The organism is Xylophilus sp. (assembly GCA_009914555.1).
Taxonomy (GTDB): domain Bacteria; phylum Pseudomonadota; class Gammaproteobacteria; order Burkholderiales; family Burkholderiaceae_C; genus WNDY01.
In genome coordinates this window covers 1-19,671 of the sequence record WNDY01000039.1, presented here as the reverse complement: position 1 = coordinate 19,671, position 19,671 = coordinate 1, and the positions used below count along the sequence as shown (strand labels likewise).

Here is a 19,671-nt window from a genome sequence, read left to right as displayed (position 1 = left end):
GGCCATGATCGCCAAGCACGTGCCGATGCGCTCGCTTGGCAAAAGCGACTTCGCCGGGCTGGCGAACTACATCACCGACGCCCAAAGCAAAGACCACCGGCTGGGCCAGGTGCAGGCCACGAACTGCGAGGCCGGTTCCATCCAGGACGCCATCACGGAGGTGCTGGCGACCCAGCACACGAACACCCGCGCGAAGGGCGACAAGACCTACCACCTGATCGTCAGCTTCCGGGCTGGCGAGCAGCCCAGCGCCGACACCTTGCGCGCGATTGAGGAACGCATTTGCGCCGGGCTGGGTTATGGCGAGCATCAGCGCATCAGTGCCGTCCACAACGACACCGACAACCTGCACATCCACATCGCCATCAACAAGATTCACCCGACCCGGCACACGATGCACGAGCCGTACTACCCGCACCGGGCGCTGGCGGAACTCTGCACGACCCTGGAGCGCGACTACGGCCTGGAGCGCGACAACCACGAGCCGCGCAAGCGCGGCGCGGAGGGCCGGGCCGCCGACATGGAGCGGCATGCCGGCGTGGAAAGCCTGGTCGGATGGATCAAGCGCGAGTGCCTGGACGAGATCAAGGGCGCGCAGTCCTGGCAGGAGCTACACCAAGTCATGCGCGACAACGGCCTGGAGCTGCGCGTCCGTGCCAATGGCCTCGTGTTCGAGGCCGGCGACGGAACGATGGTGAAGGCGAGCACAGTAGCCCGCGACCTCTCCAAGCCGAGCCTGGAGGCGCGGCTTGGCCCGTTCGAGGCTTCGCCCGAACGGCAAGCACAAACCACCGCGAAGCGGCAGTACCGAAAAGACCCCATCCGTCTCCGCGTCAACACCGTGGAGCTGTACGCGAAGTACAAGGCCGAGCAGCAGAGCTTGACCACGGCGCGCGGCCAGGCACTGGAGCGCGCCCGCCATCGCAAGGATCGGCTGATCGAGGCGGCCAAGCGGTCGAATCGCCTGCGCCGCGCCACGATCAAGGTAGTCGGCGAGGGCCGCACGAACAAGAAGCTGCTGTACGCCCAGGCCAGCAAGGCCCTGCGCAGCGAAATCCAGGCGATCAACAAGCAGTTCCAGCAGGAGCGCACCGCCCTGTACGCCGAACACAGCCGGCGCACGTGGGCCGACTGGCTCAAGAAGGAGGCGCAGCGCGGCAGCGCCGACGCCCTGGCCGCTCTGCGCGCCCGCGAGGCGGCCCAGGGCCTCAAGGGCAACACCATCCGGGGCGAAGGCCAGGCGAAGCCCGGCCACGCGCCGGCGGTGGACAACATCACGAAGAAGGGGACGATCATCTTCCGCGCCGGCATGAGTGCCGTGCGCGATGACGGCGACCGCCTGCAAGTCTCCCGCGAGGCCACGCGCGAAGGGCTGCAAGAAGCCCTGCGCCTGGCGATGCAACGCTACGGCAACCGCATCACCGTCAACGGCACGGTGGAGTTCAAGGCGCAGATGATCCGCGCCGCCGTCGATTCCCAGCTACCCATCACCTTCACCGATCCGGCTCTTGAGAGCCGGCGGCAGGCGCTTTTGAACAAGGAGAACACCCATGAGCGAACCGAAAGACCCGAGCATCGAGGACGAGCTGGACGCGGCGCTGGCGGCCCTGGACAGCGGCCCGCTGCCGACCAGCACGCTACCGGAGCCGCAGCCGTCGCCCGAGCAGGCGACGGCCGGCCAGCAGCCGGCAGAGGCGACCGCGCCGACGCCGGCCTTCACGCCGCCAGCGTCCACCGGAAGCCCGACGTTGGACGCCTTGGAAGAAAACCGCCGCCCCAAAGCCAGCACCGTTTGCGAGCACTGTCCGAACTCGGTGTGGTTCGCATCGCCGGCGGAAGTGAAGTGCTACTGCCGCGTGATGTTTCTCGTCACGTGGAGCAGCAAGGAACCCAACCAGATCACGCACTGCGACGGGGAATTTCTCGGCCAGGAACAGGAGTAAGCCCGACGCCGCCGGGCGTGGCCGCCGCCGACAAGTACATCGCCGAGCGCGAGGCGAAGCGCCTAAAAGGTTTCGATATACCGAAGCATTCCCGATATACTGCCGGTGATGGTGCGCTCTCATTCCAGGGCACCAGGACTATCGAGGGCCAGGCGCTGGCCCTCTTGAAGCGAGGTGATGAGGTCATGGTTATGCCCATCGACCAGGCCACGGCCCGGCGCTTGACGCGCATCGCGGTCGGCGATGCCGTCTCGATCACCGCGAAAGGCTCCATCAAAACATCGAAAGGAAGGAGTAGATGAAGATCAAGATGAACAACGCGGTAGGGCCGCAAGTCCGATCCGCCAAACCGAAGCCGAGCAAGCTGCTGCCGGTGCTGGGCGCTGCCTCGATGGTCGGCGGCCTCCAGGCCGCGACGCAGTTCTTCGCTCACACGTTCGCCTATCACGCGACCCTTGGCCCCAACGTGGGCCACGTGTACGCGCCCTGGTCGATCCTGCACTGGACGTACAAGTGGTACAGCCAGTACCCGGACGAGATCATGAAGGCCGGCAGCATGGGGATGCTGGTTTCGACCGTGGGCCTGCTGGGCGTGGCCGTGGCGAAGGTCGTCACGTCCAACAGCTCGAAGGCGAACGAGTACCTGCACGGCTCGGCCCGCTGGGCCGAGAAGAAGGACATTCAGGCGGCCGGCCTTCTGCCGCGCGAGCGCAACGTCCTGGAGATCGTCACCGGCAAGGCCGCGCCCACGGCCACCGGCGTGTACGTGGGCGGCTGGCAGGACAAGGACGGCAATTTCTTCTACCTGCGGCACAGCGGCCCCGAGCACGTGCTGACCTACGCACCCACGCGCTCGGGCAAGGGCGTCGGCCTGGTGGTGCCCACGCTGCTGTCCTGGGGCGCGAGCAGCGTCATCACCGACTTGAAGGGCGAGTTGTGGGCCTTGACCGCCGGCTGGCGGCAGAAGCACGCAAAGAACAAGGTGCTGCGCTTCGAGCCGGCCAGCACCTCGGGCGGCGTCTGCTGGAACCCGCTGGACGAAATCCGCCTCGGCACCGAATACGAGGTGGGCGACGTGCAGAACCTCGCCACGCTGATCGTTGACCCGGACGGCAAGGGCCTGGACTCGCACTGGCAGAAGACCGCCTTTGCGCTGCTGGTCGGGGTGATCCTGCACGCGCTGTACAAGGCCAAGGACGAGGGCGGCACCGCCACGCTGCCGTCCGTCGATGCGATGCTGGCCGACCCGAACCGCGACATTGGCGAGCTTTGGATGGAAATGGCGACCTACGGGCACGTAGACGGCCAGAACCATCACGCCATCGGCTCGGCGGCCCGCGACATGATGGATCGGCCCGAGGAAGAGGCCGGCTCGGTGCTTTCCACGGCCAAGTCCTACTTGGCCCTCTACCGCGACCCCGTGGTGGCCCGCAACGTCAGCCGGTCGGACTTCCGCATCAAGCAGTTGATGCACGAGGACGACCCGGTAAGCCTCTACATCGTCACCCAGCCCAACGACAAGGCCCGCCTGCGGCCGCTGGTGCGCGTCATGGTGAACATGATCGTGCGCCTCCTGGCCGACAAGATGGACTTCGAGGGCGGCCGCCCGGTGGCGCACTACAAGCACCGGCTCTTGATGATGCTGGACGAGTTCCCGAGCCTCGGGAAGCTGGAGATCATGCAAGAGTCGCTGGCCTTCGTGGCCGGCTACGGCATCAAGTGCTACCTCATCTGCCAGGACATTAACCAGCTCAAGAGCCGCGAGACGGGCTACGGCCACGACGAAAGCATCACGTCGAACTGCCACGTGCAGAACGCCTATCCGCCCAACCGCGTCGAGACGGCCGAACACCTATCCCGCCTCACCGGGCAGACCACCGTGGTGAAGGAGCAGATCACGACCAGCGGCCGCCGCACGGCGGCGATGCTGGGCCAGGTGTCGCGCACCTACCAGGAAGTGCAGCGTCCCTTGCTGACGCCTGATGAATGCCTGCGCATGCCAGGGCCGAAGAAGAACGCCCAGGGCGAGATCGAAGAGGCCGGCGACATGGTGATCTACGTCGCGGGCTACCCGGCGATCTACGGCAAGCAACCCCTGTACTTCAAAGACCCGGTGTTCTCGGCACGCGCCGCGATCCCCGCGCCCAAGGTCAGCGACCGCCTGCGCGCCGTCGCACAGGCCGAGACGGAAGGGGAGGGCATCACGATATGAGCCGCATCCTGAAACGCATCGCGGCCGGCGTCGCCATCGCGGGCGTGGCCGCCCTGCTGCTGGCCGCCGGCGGCTATGCCGCCGGTGCCCGCGTGAACACCACCAAGAGCATTCCGGTCGGCCTGTACTGGACGAGCAGCGCGCCGGTGGAGAAGGGGGCCTACGTCCTCTTCTGCCCGCCGCAGCTCGGCGTGTTCGATGACGCCAAGGAAAGGGGTTACATCGGAGCCGGCTTCTGCCAGGGCGGCTACGGCTACATGATGAAGCGCGTTTTAGCCGCTAAAGACGATGCCGTGGCCGTCGCCGATGACGGTGTGCGCGTCAACGGCGAGCTGCTGCCCCTCAGCGCGCCGATCAAGGCCGATAAGGCCGGGCGGCCGCTGCCGCGCTACCAGTCCAACAGCTACACGCTCGGCAATTCCGAGGTGCTGCTTATGTCGGACGTGAGCGCCACATCCTTCGACGGCCGCTACTTCGGCCCGATCAATCGTTCGCAAATCAAGACCGTGATCCGTCCGGTCATCACCTGGTAGGAGACACACCATGCGCCTTTTCATCGCAGAAAAGCCGTCCGTCGCCAAGGCCATCGCCGGCGAGCTGGGCGCGACCGGCAAGGGCGACGGCTTCATTGAATGCGGCACCGACAAAGTGACCTGGTGCTTCGGGCACATGCTCGAACAGGCCGACCCCGACGAGTACACGCCCGAGGACGTGCCGCGCGGCCAGTCGGGCAAGAAGGTCTGGCGCGTCGATGAACTGCCCATCATTCCCGAGAGCTGGATTCTCAAGCCCAAGGACGACGCGAAGAAGCAGCTCGCCGTGATCGGCAAGCTACTCAAGGAGGCCAAGGAAGTCGTCAACGCCGGCGACCCCGACCGCGAAGGCCAGTTGCTGGTTGACGAAGTGCTGGAGCACTTCCGCAACAGCAAGCCGGTGCGCCGCTTTTGGGTGAGCGCGCAGGACTCGGTTTCCGTCAAGCGCGGCCTGGCCGCGTTGAAGGAGAACACCACCTATGCCGGCTGGGCCGACGCCGCACGCGGCCGGCAGCGCGCCGACTGGCTGATCGGCATGAACCTCAGCCGCGCGTACACGCTGCGCGCGCAGCGCGGCGGCTCGCGCGCCCTGCTGACCGTGGGCCGCGTGCAGACGCCGACGCTGGCCCTCGTGGTCGCCCGCGACCGCGAGATCGAGGCGTTCAAGGCCGTGCCGTACCACACCATCCGGGCCGTGGTGCAGCACGCAGGCGGCAGCTTCGCCGCCGCCTGGAAGGCGAAGGAGGATCAAGCTGGCCTGGACAGTGAGGGCCGCCTTGTCGATACCGCCGTCGCCGATGCCCTGGTGGCCGCCGTCAAGGGCCAGCCGGGCACCATCGCCGCGTACAAGCAGGAAGCCAAGAAGCAGAACCAGCCGCTGGCCTTCGCGCTGTCCGACATTACGGCCGTGGCCTCGGCCAAGTTCGGCTACAGCGCCGAGGACGTGCTGAACACCTGCCAGGCGCTCTACGAGACGCACAAGCTGACCTCGTACCCTCGCACCGACTGCGCCTACCTGCCGGAGTCGCAGCACGCCGACGCCCCGCGCGTGCTGGAAGCGATCAAGCACGTCAACCCCGAGCTGGCCGGCCTGGTCGATGGTGCCGACCCGCGCATCAAGTCCAAGACGTGGGACGACTCGAAGATCACCGCGCACCACGGCATCGTGCCGACCATGCAGAAGGGCAGCAAGGCCGCCCTCAGCGAGCGCGAGCGCAACATCTACGACCTGATCGTGCGCGCGTACCTGGCGCAGTTCTACCCGCTGCACGAGTACATGCAGACCACCGTGGGCGTCGAGATCGCGGGCGAGAACTTCGCCGCGAGCGGCAAGGTAGTCACGCGCAACGGATGGCGTGACGTGTACAGCCAGGCCGACGAGGAAACCGAGAAGGACGAGGACGACGACAGCGGCACGCAGGCCCTGCCGTCGATGGCCCAGGGCGACGCCGTGACCTGCACGGACGCCACCCGCAAGGACGCCAAGACGAAGCCGCCGGCGCGCTTCACCGAGGGCACGCTGATCCGGGCGATGGAGAACATCCACAAGTTCGTCAGCGACGCCGAGCACAAGAAGATGCTGCGCGAGGGCGACGGCATCGGCACGTCCGCCACCCGCGCGTCGATCATTTCCGAGTTGAAGCGGCGCGAGTTCCTGGCCGTCAAGGGCAAGCAGATCATCAGCACGACCCTCGGCCGCAGCGTCATCGACGCGCTGCCCGAGGTTGTGAAAAGCCCGGTGCTGACCGCCCTCTACGAGCGGATGCTGAAAGGCGTCGAGCAGGGCACGGCCGCCCTGGACGCCTTCATCACGAAGCAAGAGACGTTCATCCGCGACCAGGTGGCGAAGGCCAACAGCGGAGCCGTGACCATCGCCGGCGGCAAGGAGGCCGCGCCGGTGTCGTCCCTTCACAAGTGCATGGCCTGCGGCAGCGGCTTGTCGCGCCGGCCGAGCAAGAAGAAGGGGCAATTCTGGTGGGGTTGCAGCAACTTCCCCACGTGCAAGCAGACCTACCCCGACCTCAAGGGCCGGCCCGACTACAGCAAGGGCCGCAGCGGCCCGGCGTCCGAATGACCACAGCGAAGGAGATCAACCATGACCGAGCAAACCACCACCAACACCGCCGCCCAGGACGAGCCGCTGGCCGTCCTGCCGCCGGTTGACGACGACGCCGCCGGCCGCGAGGCCGTGCGCGAGAAGATGGCCGACGCGCTGACGCCCGGCTTCCAGGTCGAGTTCGACCCCGACGAAGCCGAGCGCGTGGGCGCGTTCGTGGAGGATGCGCTGTCCGAGCAGGACGCCGCCGCGAGCGGCGACGACCTGGTGGAAGTCGATGGCGCGCTGGAGCCGGCATTCCTGGACGACGAAGGCCCGAGCGCCGACATCCCGCCGTTCATCACCACCACGAACGCCCGCGAGCTGTACGACCTGCGGCCCGGCGAGACGGTGGCCCAGGCCGCCGCGCGCAAGGCGTCGGAGGGCTGACCCATGCCGATCACGAAAGCCGAGGCGCAAGGGGTGACGCGGGCTTTCGTCCGCGACTACCCCGGCGCGCTGGAGCTGGCCTACAAGTTCCGCGAGGACGCGGCCGAGCTGTACGGGCCGCGAGCGGCCGAGGTGCCGGCCGACATGAAGGGCGGCTACGTGCCCAAGGAGACGCTGCACGCCGGCCGCGCCTACCGTGGCCGCGTGGACGTGCCCTTGCAGAACGTCGAGAGCGCCGGCGACCTCCTGATGACGCTGCGGCATGAGGTGCTGGGCCACTACGGGGCCAACACCTTCGCGCCGGGCGAGAAGCGCGCCTTGCTGGACGGCCTGGCGGCCGCCCGCAACGAACCCACCCTCAAGCCGCTATGGGATGACGTGAACCGGCGCTATGCCGGCCAGTCCCTGGACGTGCGCGCCGAGGAAGTGTTTGCCCTGCACTGCGAGGGCATCGAGCCGAGCCAGCACCAGGTCGCCGACCAGGTGCAGCAGCGCGGCCAACAGTCATTCACGGAAACCTGCATCGCCCGCGTGCGGCCCATGCAGGCCGACGACCTGCACAACATCGTGTGCATGGTCGCCCAGGGCCTGCGCGACCGTTCCCGGACACAGCAGAACTTCCCTCAGTTCAACGAGCTATTCCGAAGGGACGAGAACATGGAGCCGAAGAAGCCGTTTCACGAAGTCGTGGCCGAAAAGCTGATCGAGCAGCTCAAGGCCGGCACCGCACCGTGGCAAAAGCCGTGGGAGCCGGGCGAACCCAACGCCTACCTGCCGATGAACCCGACCACCGGCAAGCGGTACAAGGGCATCAACGCGATCCACCTGATGGCCCAGGGCCGCAGCGATGCGCGCTGGATGACCTACAAGCAGGCCGCCGCTGTCGGCGCGCAGGTTCGCAAGGGCGAGAAAGGTACGCCCGTCCAATACTGGAAGTTCAGCGAAGAGCAGGACAAGCTGGACGACAACGGCCGGCCCGTCCTCGATGCGAAGGGCCAGCCGGTCAAGGAAACCGTCATGCTGGAGCGGCCGCGCGTGTTCTTTGCGACCGTGTTCAACGGCGAGCAGATCGACGGCCTGCCGCCGCTCCAGCCGAAGAAGGAACAGAGCTGGAACGCCGTCGAGCGCGCCGAGCACATCCTGAAAGCCTCGGGCGCGACGATCACGCACGCCGCCGGTGATCGGGCGTTCTACCGCCCTTCGACCGACAGCATCACCCTGCCCGAGCGCGGCCAGTTCCCCAGCTCCGACCGCTACTACGCGACCGCGCTGCACGAGCTGGGCCACTGGACGGGCCACCCGTCGCGGCTTGACCGCGACCTGGCGCACCCGTTCGGGAGCGAGGGTTACGCCAAGGAAGAGCTGCGTGCCGAGATCGCCTCCATGATCGTCGGCGACGAGCTGGGCATCGGCCATGATCCGGGCCAGCACGCCGCCTATGTGGGTTCCTGGATCAAGGCGCTGCAAGACGAGCCGCTGGAGGTGTTCCGCGCGGCCGCCGACGCCGAGAAGATTCACGACTACGTGCTGGCCTTCGAGCAGAAGCAGGTTCAGGAGCAAGACCAGCAGCAGGGCCAGGCCCAGGACGAAGCCGTGGCCCAGGCGCTGGCCGTGGACATTGCCGAAGTCCTGGACAACCCGGACGTGACTTTCAGCCACTACCAGGCATTCCAGGGCGACACCCTGGAAGACGCCTTGCGCAGCCGGGGCCTCGAAACCGTGGGCAGCATCACCGGCACCGACCCCGAGCAGTTCTATGCCGTCGCGCATGACCGGCTGTCGCCAGTGTTCGGCATCGACCCGAGCCACACCGACACCGACAACGCCTACCTGGAGCGCAAGGGCCTGGCGCAAGAGTTCGCCAACATGGCCGAACAGCTCCACCTCGCGCAGCAGCTCCAGCAGCACGGCGAACAGATCGTGTCGCGCATGGACGCCGAAGCCCGATGGAGCGACGGCCAGCGCATCTTTGCGTTCCACGACCAGGACGGCGAACCCCACCAGGTTCGCACCCTGGACGAGATGAACAACTACGCGCCCGACCAGTTGATGGCCCTGCCGGCGCTGACCCAGCAGCAAGCGGCCGTCGCAGACCAGGAGGCGAACATGACCCCACCGACCAACGACCAGGCGGCCGCCCTGCTGGCCGCCCACCCTGCCGACGCGGTGCAAGGCATCGAGCAGGCCGCCGCCGCGCGCCGGCAGCTCGCCGCCGGCGAGATCGACGGCCAGGCGTTCGCCGACGCGACCCGTCAACACCTTGGCGTTGAGCTGCCGCCCGACTGGAGCGGCGAGCTGCGCATCGTCGGCGTGGCCGAGCAGGACGGCCAGACCGTCGATGCCGCCCAGGCCGGCATCGAGCCGCAGGCGTTCCAGGTGTACGCGCGCAAGGCCGATGCGCAGTTCGGCGAGGACGCCTTTGCCTTCGTCGCCGGCACCCGGACCGAGGGTCAGGCCGAGACGCTGGCCGAGCGGCTGCACCTGGTCGATGCGCTGGGCACCGACAACCAGCACGAGCGCGCCGCCAAGCTGGCCCGCGTGCAGGAAGAGCGTGTACGGCGCGACCCCAACGCGACCGAAGAGGACATTTCAGCCGCTAAAGAGGCGCGCAAGACCGCCGAGGCGTCGGCCATGCTCAACGACACCGACGCGCAGCGACGCGCGGCCGAGCTGGAGCGCCAGGAGCGCGAGCGGCAGCAGGCGCAGCCGCAGGCCGAGAAGCCCGAACGGCAGTACATCAACGTGCCGTACAAGGAGAAGGACGAGGCCAAGAGCCTCGGGGCGCGCTGGGATCGGCAGCAACAGTCCTGGTACGTGCCGCCGGGCACCGATGCAGCTCCCTTCGCCAAGTGGGCGCAGGGAGCCGCTACAGCGGCCGTAGAGCCGCGTTCGGCCCAGCCGGCACCCGAAGCCCAGGGCGAGGCGCAGAAGCCCGCGCAGCAGGCCCAGCAGGCCCGCCAGTACCTGGCCGTGCCCTACGAGCAGCGCAACGCCGCCAAGGCCGCCGGCGCGCTTTGGGACAAGGCCGCGAAGTCCTGGTATGTCGGCCCGCGTGCCGACGCGGCGAAGCTCGAACGCTGGAAGCCCGAGAACGTGCAGGCCCAGCAAGGGCCAGCGATGACGCCAAGGGAAGAGTTCGCCGAGGCCATGCGCAGCGCCGGCCTGTTCACCGGCAGCAACGCCCAGGGCGACCATCCGATCATGGACGGCAAGCGGCACCGCGTGCCGGTCGAGGGCGGCAAGAAGGGCGCGCTCGATGGCTTCTACGTGGGCCACCTGGACGGGCACCCGGCCGGGCGAATCATCAACAACAAGACCGGCACGGACATTACCTGGAAGAGCAAGGGCTACGCCTTGAGCGACCAGGAGAAGGCCAAGCTCCAGGCCGAGGCGGCCGAGAAGCTGGCACAGCGCGCCGTCGAACAGGACAAGGCCCAGGAGGCCACCGCGCAGCGCGTCGGCCGGCAGATGGCCGACCTCCTGCCCATCGAGCAGCCGACGCCCTACCTGCAAGCCAAGGGCATCCAGGCGCACGCCGGCGTGATGACCGACCGCGAAGGCCAGAAGACCTACATCCCGGCCTTCGACGCAGAGGGCAAGCAATGGACGATGCAGTACATCCAGGAGGACGGCACCAAGCGGTTCGCCAAGGACTCGAAGAAGGAAGGATGCTTCCACCCGGTCGGCGGCATGGACGCCCTGGCGGCCGCGCCGGCGCTGGTGATCTCCGAGGGCTACGCCACGGCCGCCCAGGTGGCCGAGGCCGTGGGCCACGCCACGGTCGCCGCCTTCGACAGCGGCAACCTTGAGGCCGTGGCGAAGGCGCTGCACGCCAAGTTCCCGGACAAGCCGGTCATCATCGCCGGCGACGACGACCGGCACCTGGTCATGACCCACGGCAACAACCCCGGCCGGGAGAAGGCCGAGGCGGCCGCCCAGGCCGTGGGCGGCAAGGCCATCTTCCCGATCTTTGCGCCGGCCGAGAACACCTACCCGCGTGACTTGCCCGCCATCACGCCCGACAGCTTCAAGACCCACCTGCGCGCCGAGCAGCGCCTTGCCGACGCCGCCGCCGGCAAGGTCGAGCTGGCCGGCGACGAGGCGGCCAAGCTCAAGGCGTCGATGTTGAGCGGCGCGCAGATCGCGGCGCTGTCCACGATGAAGCAGCACACCGACTTCAACGACCTGGCGCACAAGAGCGAGCTGGGCATCGAGGGCGTGAAGCGGCAGATCGGCGCGGCCATCAGCCAGGTGCAGCGTGAAGAGCAGCAGCACCAGGAACAGAAGCACGTCGAGAAAAAGCAACAGCAGATCGAGCAGCGCCCACGGCGGGCCGCTCGCATCGGATAAGTCGAAAAATCCGGCTAAAGTGGCCGAGCTGCACATCAGGCCGCGCGGTTTTCCTCCCTGATCGCCGGCGCGGTTTCTTCCTCCCTGAACCGCATGCAGACTTGCCGCCTCGGACACCCCGAGGCGGTTTTTTTTCGCCCGCTCGAGCATCGCCAGGTCTGACGATGCCGCGCCGACCAGGCCGCGCACGTCGAGCTGCAGCATCGCCATTGCCGACGATGGCACCAGGTCGCCGGCGGTGGCCACCGACCTCGAGCTGGCATCGCCACATCCGGCGATGCGCGCCGGCGTCGACCATCGCCAGGTCTGACGATGGCGGCCGCCCTGCCCTGGATCTCGCATCGCCATTTCTGGCGATGAGATCCACGGAGCGGCCATTTAGACCCGCCAACAACGACCCGGCCAAGATAAACCGCATGACGGCCTTTTTGGCCGGGGGTAGCATGACCGGACACTTTGCGTATACCCAAAATGACCGGAGGAACCCATGACCAGCCGCAACGGCTACTTCCCAGGCAAGAAGAAGGCGACACGCAGCGCGATCATCACGCCGCGCACCGCCCAGGAAACACAGATCGCGGCCATGCCGCGCCAGTCCCGCGCAGCGCGCCAGGCGCTCGCCAAGACGCCACCGCTGCGCGTCGGCGGCGATGGCCTGGTCGAAGGTGCCGACCGAATCATGCGCACGCCGGCCGAGCACCAGGCCGCCGGCGTCGCCTTCAAGGTCGCGCGCATCTACCTGCGCGTCAGCACCGACGAGCAGGACTTGACCAGGCAGGCCGCCATCGTGGAGAGCACCAGGGCCGCCGGCTTCTACGTCGCCGGCATCTACCGCGAGAAGGCTTCGGGCGCTCGCGCCGATCGCGCGGAGCTGCTGCGCATGATCGGCGACCTGCAACCCGGCGAAGTCGTGGTTGCGGAGAAGATCGACCGCATCAGCCGCTTGCCGCTGCCCGAGGCTGAACGCCTCGTGGCCTCGATCCGCGCGCAGGGCGCGCGCCTGGCTGTCCCTGGCGTGGTCGATCTGTCCGACCTGGCGGCCGAGGCGAAGGGCGTGGCAAAGGTGGTGCTGGAGTCGATCCAGGACATGCTTTTGAAGCTGGCCTTGCAGATGGCCCGCGACGACTACGAGGATCGCCGCGAGCGGCAGCGGCAAGGCGTCGAGCTGGCGAGGAACGCCGGCCGCTACACCGGCCGCAAGGCCAACACGAAGGTGCATGACCGCATCGTGGCGCTGCGCACGGCGGGCCACAGCATTCCAGAGACGGCCAGGCTGGCCGGATGCAGTGAAAGCCAGGTCAAGCGCGTATGGGCGCTGCACAACCAGGCGCAGGCGTGACCTACTCGGCCGCCTCCAGCTCGCGCAAGCATTCCATGATCGCCGCGCGCTCCAGCGGATCGAGCTTGGCGAGCTTCGCTTGCCAGCGGGCTTTCTTCCGCTTGATGCGCTCGCGCTCGCGGAAGTTGCTGCCGAGGTAGCGCAGATCGTGCAGCTCGGCCGGCTCGGGGTAGTTCATCCAGAGCCGTTCGATGGCGATGCCGCCGCGCGTCATCGCGTTGAAGTCGATGGTTCGCCATGACGCCAAGGGAGAGCTGTCATAGATCGTTGAGCTGTAGCCCGACACCATCACCGCGCACGGCAGGCCGGCCAGCACGTCGAGCAGCCGCACGTGGTCGGCGTCGTCGTATTCGTGGCGGTAGAGCTTGCCGCCGCGCCGGCTGTCCATCACATAGGGCGGATCGACGTAGACAAACTCGGAGCCGGTGAAGGGGTGGGACTCCAGCCAGGCCACGGCGTCGCCGTGGTGCAGCTCCAGGCCGGGCACGTCGAGCTGCTGCCAGACCTCGATCACTTCGGGATCAAGGTCGATGCCGACGCTGCGCGCAGCGGGCCGCTTGCGCTCCAGGATGTTGCCGCCGCCCAGGTGCGTTTCGATGTACGTGTCGTGCGGCGGGATGTTGTTGATGATCGTCTGGTAGACGCCGGCACCGCCCTTGCCGCCGGGGTATCTCATGGCCTTCTTCCTGGAGTAAATCGGGGGACTTGGCCAGCATCGTCAGAAATGGCGATGCTGTCAAGGGAAGCCGGCCGGGCCTGCATCGTCAGAGACGACGATGCCGAGCTGCTGGAGCGACCTGCAGCACCGCCAGAAATGGCGATGCCGGATCGCTCAGTAGGTGGGGATGTAGACCACCTCAATGTCCACGCGCTGGTTCTCGCGCCGGCCCTCGGCCGTCGAGTTGTCGGCCACGAAGTCGGCGGCCGATGCGAAGTTCACCATGATCTTGAGCGGCGAGACGCCGCGCGCCACCAGGTACGACCTGGCCGACAGGGCGCGGCGCAGTGCAAGGGCTTCGTCGGCCGCGCTGGGCCGTAGCGTGCTGGTGCGCCCGCTGATGTAGATGATCGCCGCGTTCCTGGCGTCGGCCAGCAGCTCCAGGGCCTCGGGCGTCGGCTGGAACGTCGCGCTGCTGTCGGGGAAGGACACCGACACGCCCGACTTGATCGGCGTGCCGAAGTTGCCGGCGTCGCCGGCGGCCAGTGCGCATTGCGCGCTGACCAGGAACGCCAGGGAGAGGGCCAGAAGAACGGGTTTTCGCATGGGGCAGAACTCCAATCAGAAGAACAGGTAGCCGGCCTTGCTCATGGGGATGCGGATCAACCAGAGCGCGGCCAGGTGCAGCGGGTAATAGGCGTAGAAGGCCCAGCGCAGGCGCGGCAGGCGCACGTCCACGCGCGAGGCCAGGAAGAGCACCGGGAGGGCCGCCAAGGCCCACAGGTTGCGATTGATGAACCACAGGGCCGCGCAGGCCAGCACCGCGACCGCCGCGGCGGCCCAGCTCGGCCGGCGCGTGTACGACCACACCGCCAGGCCAAAGGCCACGGCCGGCCACCAATATTCGACCGAGCTGCCGCCGAACAGGAACACGACGCCGGCGGCCGCCAGGTGCAGCTTGCCGCCACGTTCGACCATGTAGGCCGTGGCCGTCACTACCAGCAGCGTGAACATCACGTTGAGCGGCCACCACCCGGCGTACAGGCCGCCGAGGGCCACGAAAGGCACCGAGGCCACCGCGCCGAACACCGCCAGGCGCGACATGGTGCGGCCGTACACGCCGCGTTCGAGCGTGCCCGGCCGGGCCAGGTTGTAGGCCAGGACGAACACGAAAAGAGGGAGCGCCACGCGGCCGGCCTCGAAGAGCACCGGCAGCGTGGCGTTGAACAGGTACTTGTTGACGTGATCGCCGGTCATCAGAGCCAGCGCGAGCCACTTCAAGCCTTCGACCGTGCCATCGGCAACGGCCAGGCGTGGCAGCGCCGGCGCGGCGTTAGCGCGTAGTGCGTGCAAGCTCGGCCTCTTGCTCGTTGAGCTGGTCGCGGTGGAGATAGAAGCCATCGACGCCGGGCGGCGGCGGCACCAGGCGCGGCGGGTTCTTGCGCCCCTCGGCGACAGGGATCAAGCCCACCACCTCGCCGTCCTCAGTGAGCGCGAAGGCGGCGACGTGATGCACCACCGGCGGCGCATCGGCCTGCGTGGTCAGTTGCTTGTGGACGTAGAACCAGTCCGTGGCGGGAATGAGATTGCTGTAGGTCACTTCGTTTCCTCTTGATCGTTCATCCTGAAAGACACCGTGCGAGGCACGTAGCCGGCCATCGTCACGCTGCGAGCTGCTGCGGCCGCCGGGGCGGCTTGCTGGGGTGCTGGTGTCGGCCTGGCCGCCGGCGTGGCCTGCTGGGCCACCGTGGCCGCCGGAACGGGCTGACTCGGCATCGAGGGCGTGGCACCGGCCTTCATCACGTCGAGCGTGACGAATCGGGCTTCGAGCCAATCTGCCCACTTCGACGCCTTGCGCATCAAGTCGGCCCGGTACACCGCGTTGTACTGCGGCGTGCGCGAGTGGTAATTCGCCGCCTTCGTCCAGAGGTCGCCCTTGTCGTTGCGGATGTGCATCCGAAGCCGCCAGGCGGCCAGGTCGAACGAGTAGCAGCCAGCGGCCGCCACATCGTTCGCCGTGATGCCGTACCGGGCCAGGTCGCCCAGGTACGCGGTGTTGAACTGCATCGGGCCAACGTCATGCGTGCCATTCGAGTTGCGCACCCACTGGCCCGGCTTGCCGCCCTCCTTCTCGGCGACGGCCAACACGATGTTGACCGGCACCTCGTACTTCACGGCGGCCGAGATCGAGCAGACGACGCGCTCCTGGAGCTGCGGCGGCAGATCGGCGAAGAACGGCATGCCCTCCCCTCCCTCAGTTCAGCCAGGACTGACGGCGGCGCTCTTCGTCCTCGCGCCGGATGCGTTCGTTGTACTCGGCCAGGGCGCGGTCATAGTCCCGCGCTTCGACCCAATACCCGCCCCGCTCTGGCGTTCCGACATAGCGCGGTAGCGTGCCGCTGCTGGTGAAGTCGGTGTAGGCGTGGCCGGTGTAGGCCGCGCAGAAGTCGGGCATCTGGTTGCTGATGTACGTGCGGCCGTCATCGCCGCCCGTCCAAACCAGCATGGTCGAGTTCAGCGACTGCGCATCGCAGCGGCCGGCACCTTGCGAGATCGCCGACACGAGCGACTGCATCTGCGGCGTCTGGTTGGCGACCGGGCAGAGCTGGAGGAAGTTCGCGCGTGCGCGGATCGTGTCGGAGAGCTTGCGCTTCGTGATGTTGAAGTACCGCGACAGCGACGGGGTGCATTCGCTCGGGCGAGTGCCCGACGACAAGCACAGGATCGCCTCGCAGGCCAGGCGCGTGTCGCCGGTCAGCACGTCTTGCGCGCTGGCCGGGCCGGCGGTCGATCCGAGGGCCACCACGAGGGCGGCCAGGGCAAACAGTTTTTTCTTCATGATGGACTCTCCTTGGTTACGCAGTTGTGCCGTCGCGGCCTTGCTCGCGGTTGGCGAACGCGGCTACTTCGGACTCGGGATCGGCATCGGCTGGGCCGCCTGCCAGGCTGTTGTCGCCGAAGCTCGGCGCGGGCTGCTGGTCGGGCACGTCGATGTTCTCGGCCGTGCCGCTTCCTTGCGCCTTGATCGCGGCGGCGATCTTTCCGCCGGTGGTGTCGGCGATCCGTTCGGCTGCGGCTTCGCGCAGGCTCGCGGCCTTGGCCTTGGCAACATCGGCGGTTCCCTTCGCCAAGTTCGCGCCGGCGTCGGCCGCGATCCGGCCGGCAGTGCCGAGCGCCGAGGCGGCCGACGCGAGCAAGCCGGGGCCGGTGCTGCCCGGCGCGGCCTGCTGGCCGCCCTGCTGCCCCTGCCCTGCCCCGCCGGCGGGCTTGGGTTCGTTCTTGGCGGCCTTGTCCGCACCGTTGCCGGTGCTGGCGGTCGAGCCGCTGCCCTGGCCGCCGGCGCCGGCCTTGTCGCCGCCCTTCTCGCCACCCTTCGAGCTGCCCGAGCTGCTGCCGGTCGAGGTGCTGCCGCCACCCGATGACGAGCCGCCACCGGAGCCGCCGCTAAAGCCCGCAGCCTGCGCGAACGGCGTGCCGCCGGTGCCGGCGTCGCCACCGCCACCGCCTGAACCACCGCCCGAGCTGCCGCCACCAGAGAAGGCCGACATCACGTCCGTGCCTGCCGACACGTTCTCATTGGCCTTCGAGAAGGCGGCCATGACGGCCGAGGCACCGCCGGCGGCCGAAGCCGCGCCGGCGGCCAGAGCTGCGCCGCCAGTGGCGGCCGCTGCTGCTGCCATGCCTGCGGCACCCAGCGCAGCGCCTGCACCGAACTGACCGATGCCGGCACCGCCCACGCTCGCGCCGGTGATGATCCCGGCGATGAGCGGCGGAATCTTGTTGGTCAACGCCAGAAGGATGATGACGACGATCAGCATCACGCCCATTTCCTTGAGGCTGATGCCGGCGCTCATGCGCGCGTAGTAGTCATCGAGGAAGGTCTTGCCGATGCCCACCAGGAGCACCATTGCGAAGAGCTGCGCGGCCACGCCCAGGACGACCTTGTAGTAGTTGATCGCCATGTCGGAAGTCCAACGCGAACCACCGAAGCCGAGGAAGAACACGCCGCCGTAGGCCAGCACCCAGCCCGACGCGAGCAGCAGGAGCATGTTGACGCCGACCAGGGCCAGGATGACCAGGATCGCCACGGCCATGAGGATGCCGGCCATGCTGTCCACCGGCGACCACACCGAGGACTGATCCATCACCTTGTCGAAGATCGCAAAGCCCACGTCCACGATGCCCGAGGGCGATAGCGCATTGCCCAGGCCCGTCGCGTTGCCGGCGAGCTGCCGCAACGACGCATAGATGGACGATGCGAAGTTAGGGCCGTTGGTCAGCGCCCACCAGAAGAAGCCGGTAAAGATCGTGAAGCGGACGAACTCCGCGAAGAACTCGCCAATGTCGGCCTTGCGCAAGGCCATCATGCCGAACGTCCAGACCATCGAGATCACAACCAGCGTCCAGAAGAGCCAGGTTGCGGCCGTGGTGATGACACCGGCCCAGCCGCTCGCGGCGGCCTGGTAGCGATCCAGCACGCTATCGAACACGCCGGCGTTGTCGATGGCCGCGTGGGCATCGACCGCGAAGAACGCCAGCCAGACGAACAGCGGCAGGGCGAGGGTTTTTAGATTGGCTGGCATTCTCATCGTCAGCACCTCACCATTCGCGTTTCGGGCTGGGCTTGAACTCCCCACCACGACGCAAGCACAGCGACGAGAAAGCCTGCTGGACGCCCTTGTCCTCGATCTTGGCGATGTTCTCGGGCTTGCAGTTCTCGTCGTTCACTTCCGGCATGGGGGCCGTGGCCGGCTTGTTGTCGCAGCCGGCGACCAAGGCCGCCACGAGGGCGGCCGAGGCCAAGGACAGAGCCTTGATTGCTTTCATGAATCCCCCTTACCAGGTGCGCGCCGGGCTGGCCCGGTAGCTGCCCTGGCGCAGTTGTGCGGCCGCTGCCGCCTGCTGGGCTTCCTTGTCGGCGTCGGCCTGCATCTTGGTTGCCACCGCGTTCTGCTGCGCGATCAACAGGCCGCGAATCTGCAAGAGCTGGTTGGCCTGCTGGCTGGCGAGCTGGTTGGCGTAGCCGATGGCCTGCATCTGCCCGGTTGCGCCCTGCGCCGAGGACTGGAGCCGCTGCAACGTCGCCGCGTCGGCGGTCAGGTTGTCTTGCTGCTTGTCGAGGCCCTTGAACAAGGCATCGTTGGCCTTCTTCTGCGACTCGCTGGCGAGCTGCTGCACGTTCTTCATGGCTGTCCACTCGGCGGCCGAGCAGCCGGTAGCCGAGAAGCACGGCGACCCCTTGTAGTAGTTCACGTCCTGGAACTTGCCGATGTAGCTGTCCAGGCTGCCGAGCTGGTTCTTGTAGTAGTTCAGCGTGTTGGTCGCATTCATCAACCCGTTGATGGTCGATTGCGCCTGATCCCAGATATACGCGGCCGGGGCCATCGTGTTCTGGAGCTGGTTTTGATACTGCTGGAGCTGGGTGCTGTACTGCTCAATTTGCTTGAGCGTTTGGGCCACCGATTCGATGGCCGTCATGATGTTCTGCGACAGGTTGGTGCCGTCGATGACGGGGATACCAGCCTCCACAGGCGTGACCATCAACGTGCTCGAAACAGCGACGACGAGGGCCAATTTAGCGGCTAAAAACTTCTGCTTCATGGTGCTCTCCTATGGCGTTAGTAGTCGAAGGAACGGTAGGGCTTGGAAAACGTCATGTCCTTCGTAACCACGACGTTGAAGCGATAGCCGGGCCGGATTTCCAGCGTGGGCGAAATGCTCAGGTTCTTGGCGATGAGCTGCGCCGTGACTTGGCCGAGCTGCTGGCCGAGGGCTTCGCTTAGGGCACTGCTGGCGCTCGGTGCGCCGTAGGTGTTTTGGGCCTGGTTCTGGCGTTGGCTGTAGGTGATGCCAGCCGTCACCCCGGACATGAGGAAGGCCGAACCGAACAGGCGCACATAGTGGTTGTTCACCTGATCGTTGAAGCCCGCGTACCCGGCGCTGTCCGCGCCCGGCATCGCGCCAATGTCCATCGCCTTGCCATCGGGGAACACGATGCGCTGCCACGCGACCAGCACGCGCGCCTGGCCGTAGGCCACATCGCTCGAATACGAGCCGACGAGCCGCGAGCCTTGCGGGATCAACAGATGCTTGCCGGTCGGCGTGTCGTACACGTCCTGCGCGACCTGGGCCATGATTTGGCCCGGCAGAT

17 protein-coding genes are annotated in these 19,671 nt (G+C 67.4%); 7 read left to right on the top strand and 10 right to left on the bottom strand.

Annotated elements, in window-relative coordinates; all coding sequences use genetic code 11:
• Nucleotides 1–4 precede the first annotated feature (4 nt).
• From traI to GAK38_RS16160, 7 genes are all read left to right on the top strand, one after another.
• On the top strand, nucleotides 5–2,245 hold the full coding sequence (traI, locus tag GAK38_RS16190; protein WP_325345882.1) for a TraI/MobA(P) family conjugative relaxase: 2,241 nt from the start codon (nucleotides 5–7) through the stop codon (nucleotides 2,243–2,245).
• Nucleotides 2,242–4,155, top strand: coding sequence for a type IV secretory system conjugative DNA transfer family protein (locus GAK38_RS16185; protein WP_058664034.1), 1,914 nt, complete (start codon nucleotides 2,242–2,244; stop codon nucleotides 4,153–4,155). The genes traI and GAK38_RS16185 overlap by 4 nt, the downstream gene beginning before the upstream one ends.
• On the top strand, nucleotides 4,152–4,688 hold the full coding sequence (gene traF / locus GAK38_RS16180; RefSeq protein ID WP_000086826.1) for a conjugative transfer signal peptidase TraF: 537 nt from the start codon (nucleotides 4,152–4,154) through the stop codon (nucleotides 4,686–4,688). Before GAK38_RS16185 ends, traF begins: the two co-directional genes overlap by 4 nt.
• A 10-nt stretch (nucleotides 4,689–4,698) precedes the next feature.
• A complete protein-coding gene (locus GAK38_RS16175; protein WP_058664033.1) occupies nucleotides 4,699–6,762 on the top strand; it encodes a DNA topoisomerase III in 2,064 nt (687 codons plus the stop codon).
• A 21-nt stretch (nucleotides 6,763–6,783) separates the two neighbouring features.
• On the top strand, nucleotides 6,784–7,173 hold the full coding sequence (locus GAK38_RS16170; RefSeq protein ID WP_074052987.1) for a conjugal transfer protein TraD: 390 nt from the start codon (nucleotides 6,784–6,786) through the stop codon (nucleotides 7,171–7,173).
• A gap of 3 nt (nucleotides 7,174–7,176) precedes the next feature.
• A complete protein-coding gene (locus tag GAK38_RS16165; RefSeq protein WP_325345877.1) occupies nucleotides 7,177–11,523 on the top strand; it encodes a zincin-like metallopeptidase domain-containing protein in 4,347 nt (1,448 codons plus the stop codon).
• Between the two features lie 487 nt (nucleotides 11,524–12,010).
• On the top strand, nucleotides 12,011–12,862 hold the full coding sequence (locus GAK38_RS16160) for a recombinase family protein (RefSeq protein WP_425286220.1): 852 nt from the start codon (nucleotides 12,011–12,013) through the stop codon (nucleotides 12,860–12,862).
• A 1-nt stretch (nucleotide 12,863) separates the two neighbouring features.
• Here GAK38_RS16160 and GAK38_RS16155 read toward each other — a convergent pair whose 3' ends face one another.
• The 10 genes from GAK38_RS16155 to GAK38_RS16110 all read right to left on the bottom strand — a co-directional run.
• On the bottom strand, nucleotides 12,864–13,538 hold the full coding sequence (locus GAK38_RS16155) for an SAM-dependent methyltransferase (protein ID WP_074052972.1): 675 nt from the start codon (nucleotides 13,536–13,538) through the stop codon (nucleotides 12,864–12,866).
• A gap of 156 nt (nucleotides 13,539–13,694) precedes the next feature.
• The gene (locus GAK38_RS16150; protein WP_325345875.1) at nucleotides 13,695–14,126 is read right to left on the bottom strand and encodes an OmpA family protein; all 432 of its coding nucleotides are present in this window, start codon (nucleotides 14,124–14,126) and stop codon (nucleotides 13,695–13,697) included.
• A gap of 15 nt (nucleotides 14,127–14,141) precedes the next feature.
• The gene (locus tag GAK38_RS16145) at nucleotides 14,142–14,873 is read right to left on the bottom strand and encodes a TraX family protein (RefSeq protein ID WP_325345873.1); all 732 of its coding nucleotides are present in this window, start codon (nucleotides 14,871–14,873) and stop codon (nucleotides 14,142–14,144) included.
• Entirely contained in the window at nucleotides 14,854–15,120 is a 267-nt protein-coding gene (locus GAK38_RS16140) for a hypothetical protein (RefSeq protein ID WP_074052971.1), read from the bottom strand. Before GAK38_RS16140 ends, GAK38_RS16145 begins: the two co-directional genes overlap by 20 nt.
• Nucleotides 15,117–15,761 carry a transglycosylase SLT domain-containing protein gene (locus tag GAK38_RS16135; protein ID WP_325345870.1) on the bottom strand — a complete coding sequence of 215 codons (645 nt, stop codon included), beginning with the start codon at nucleotides 15,759–15,761 and terminating at the stop codon, nucleotides 15,117–15,119. Before GAK38_RS16135 ends, GAK38_RS16140 begins: the two co-directional genes overlap by 4 nt.
• A gap of 13 nt (nucleotides 15,762–15,774) precedes the next feature.
• Nucleotides 15,775–16,359: a TrbM/KikA/MpfK family conjugal transfer protein gene (locus GAK38_RS16130; RefSeq protein WP_011798699.1), complete on the bottom strand. Its 585-nt coding sequence runs from the start codon at nucleotides 16,357–16,359 to the stop codon at nucleotides 15,775–15,777.
• Between the two features lie 16 nt (nucleotides 16,360–16,375).
• Complete coding sequence (gene trbL, locus GAK38_RS16125; RefSeq protein WP_011798700.1) at nucleotides 16,376–18,109, bottom strand: P-type conjugative transfer protein TrbL; 1,734 nt, start codon at nucleotides 18,107–18,109, stop codon at nucleotides 16,376–16,378.
• Between the two features lie 10 nt (nucleotides 18,110–18,119).
• Nucleotides 18,120–18,347 carry an entry exclusion lipoprotein TrbK gene (gene trbK / locus GAK38_RS16120; RefSeq protein ID WP_011798701.1) on the bottom strand — a complete coding sequence of 76 codons (228 nt, stop codon included), beginning with the start codon at nucleotides 18,345–18,347 and terminating at the stop codon, nucleotides 18,120–18,122.
• A 9-nt stretch (nucleotides 18,348–18,356) separates the two neighbouring features.
• Entirely contained in the window at nucleotides 18,357–19,121 is a 765-nt protein-coding gene (trbJ, locus tag GAK38_RS16115; protein WP_011798702.1) for a P-type conjugative transfer protein TrbJ, read from the bottom strand.
• Between the two features lie 17 nt (nucleotides 19,122–19,138).
• Nucleotides 19,139–19,671 (bottom strand): TrbI/VirB10 family protein (locus GAK38_RS16110; protein WP_325345866.1); only part of this gene is annotated, 533 nt, incomplete at its 5' end.